The sequence below is a fragment of the Streptomyces sp. GC420 genome, assembly GCF_009916105.1.
Lineage (GTDB): Bacteria > Actinomycetota > Actinomycetes > Streptomycetales > Streptomycetaceae > Streptomyces.
Window position 1 is genome coordinate 1 of record NZ_JAAAXQ010000671.1, and the last position, 2,295, is coordinate 2,295.

1 protein-coding gene is annotated in these 2,295 nt (G+C 76.7%); it reads left to right on the plus strand.

From position 1 onward, the window contains the following. Positions 1-74 precede the first annotated feature (74 nt). On the plus strand, positions 75-1,610 hold the full coding sequence (locus tag GUY61_RS37660) for an FAD-dependent monooxygenase (protein ID WP_243767026.1): 1,536 nt from the start codon (positions 75-77) through the stop codon (positions 1,608-1,610). The last annotated feature ends 685 nt before the right edge of the window (positions 1,611-2,295 follow it).

The following is a 2,295-nucleotide window of genomic DNA, read 5'->3' on the forward strand; positions in this document are numbered from 1 at the left end:
GGTCCGCTCCCTACCGCCGCCCCCGCCCCGGGACACACCGAGCACAGACCACTGATCACCGAGAGGGACCCACCATGCAGGACACCACGATGGACGCCGACGTCATCGTCATCGGCGCAGGCCCGACCGGACTCACGCTCGCCGGTGAACTCCGCCTGGGCGGGGCCGAGGTGATCGTGCTCGACAAACTGGCCGAGCCCACCGGCCAGTCCCGCGGCCTCGGCTTCACCGCCCGCGCCATGGAGGTCTTCGACCAGCGCGGACTCCTGCCCCGCTTCGGCCAGGGCGACACCCTGGAGATCAGCCCCGTCGGCCACTTCGGCGGCGTCCAGTTCGACTTCACCGCCCTGGAAGGCGCCCACTTCGGCGCCCGCGGCATCCCGCAGAGCCAGACCGAGGCGGTCCTCGCCCGGTGGGCCGCCGACAGCGGCGCCGACATCCGCCGCGGCTGGGAGATCGACGACCTCGCCGACGGCTTCCTGGACGGCGACCACACCGAGATCACCGTCCGCACCCCCGACGGCATACGGCAGCTGCGCGCCCCCTACCTCGTCGGCTGCGACGGCGGCAAGAGCACGGTGCGCAAGCTCGCCGGGATCGGCTTCCCCGGCACCGAGGCGACCCGCGCCATGTTCCTCGCCGACGTGACCGGCCTCGACCTCAAGCCCCGCTACCTCGGCGAAACACTGCCCAACGGCATGGTCATGGCCGCCCCCCTCAAGGAGGGCGTGCACCGCATCATCGTCTGCCCGCACGGCGCGGCCGCCCGCAGCGCCGACGACACCGTCACCTTCGAAGAGGTCGCCAAGGCCTGGGAGCACATCACCGGCGAGGACATCAGCGGCGGCGGAGCCGAGTGGGTCAGCTTCTTCAGCGACGCCACCCGCCAGGCCACCGAATACCGGCGCGGCCGGGTACTGCTCGCCGGGGACGCCGCCCACATCCACCTGCCCGCCGGCGGCCAGGGCCTGAGCACCGGCGTGCAGGACGCCGTCAACCTCGGCTGGAAACTCGCCGCCGTCGCCACCGGCCGCGCCCCCCGGACCCTCCTGGACACCTACCACCGCGAGCGCCACCCGGTGGGCCGCCGCCTGCTGATGAACACACGCGCCCAGGGCGCGGTCTTCCTCGGCGGCGAACAGGCCGAGCCGCTGCGCCGCATCCTCACCGAACTCACCGGCTACGACACGGTCCGCCGCCACCTGGCGGGCATCGTCTCCCACCTCGACGTCCGCTACGACATCACCGACGACGCCGGCGGCGGCCACCCGCTGCTCGGCCGCCGCCTCGGCAAGCACCCGCTGAACGGACCCGGCGGCGAGACCGACACCTTCCGGCTGCTGCACGCCGGGCGCGGGGTCCTCCTCGACCTCGCCGGCAACGCCCGCCTGCGCGCCGCCGCGGCCGCCTGGGCCGGCCGCGTCGACACCGTCACGGCCACCGCCTCCGAGGCCGACGGCGCCGCCGTGCTCGCGGGCGCAGAAGCGGTCCTCGTCCGCCCCGACGGCCACGTCGCCTGGACCGGCACCGGCAGCACCGACGGCCTCGCCACAGCCCTCACCCGCTGGTTCGGCCCTCCCGCCGGGGCCCCGGCCCCGCACGCCTCCTGACCGCTCCCGCGAACGGCCCCCGGGCGCACCGGTCCCCGGCCCGGCGCACTCGGCCCCGGGAGGGGGCCACGGATTTTGTCCGTGGCCCCCTCCCGCCAGGCCGGTTCCCTCACGACCCGGCCGGACGGACACGGCCGGAGGCGACGGGGGCGGCCCCGAACCGTCACCCCGGCGGGGCCGGGCCCCCGGCGCCGTACCCGGGCGTCCCGGGTCGCACGACCACCGCAGCCCGAACAGCCGGCCCGGCACACCGCAGGCCCGCAGTCCGACCGTCACACGATCGAGCCGACTCCACCTCGGGCACACTCCCCGGCGAGGGGCCGTCAACCCCTGACCGCGGGCCGACCGGCCCGGGCCGCCTGCGGCGCACCGGCACCGGACGACCGGCGCACGGCACAAGGGGCGGCGCCGGTGGGCACGGTGAAAGCGGCGGCACGACGCGCCGCGGGTCACCCACCGGCCCGCGGCGCGCCCCCCCTTTTTCCCACCGCCGCGGCGCGACCGCCGGCACCCCGGTCGCGCCCGGCGAGGAGACGGCGTGCCCCAACGGCTTCCCCCGGCCCGACACAGCCTGCACCGACGGGCCTTCCCGGGCGTGGGCGAGGTCACGTGCGCGGGGGCCGCACGGCGGCCGGGCCGAAGCCGAAGGCCTCCGGCGCCCCGCCGGCCCGGCCGCCCCCCACCC

Coding starts and splice junctions, on each gene's coding strand:
- GUY61_RS37660 (WP_243767026.1), top strand. CDS start 75: ATGCAGGACACCACGATGGACGCCGACGTCATCGTCATCGGCGCAGGC.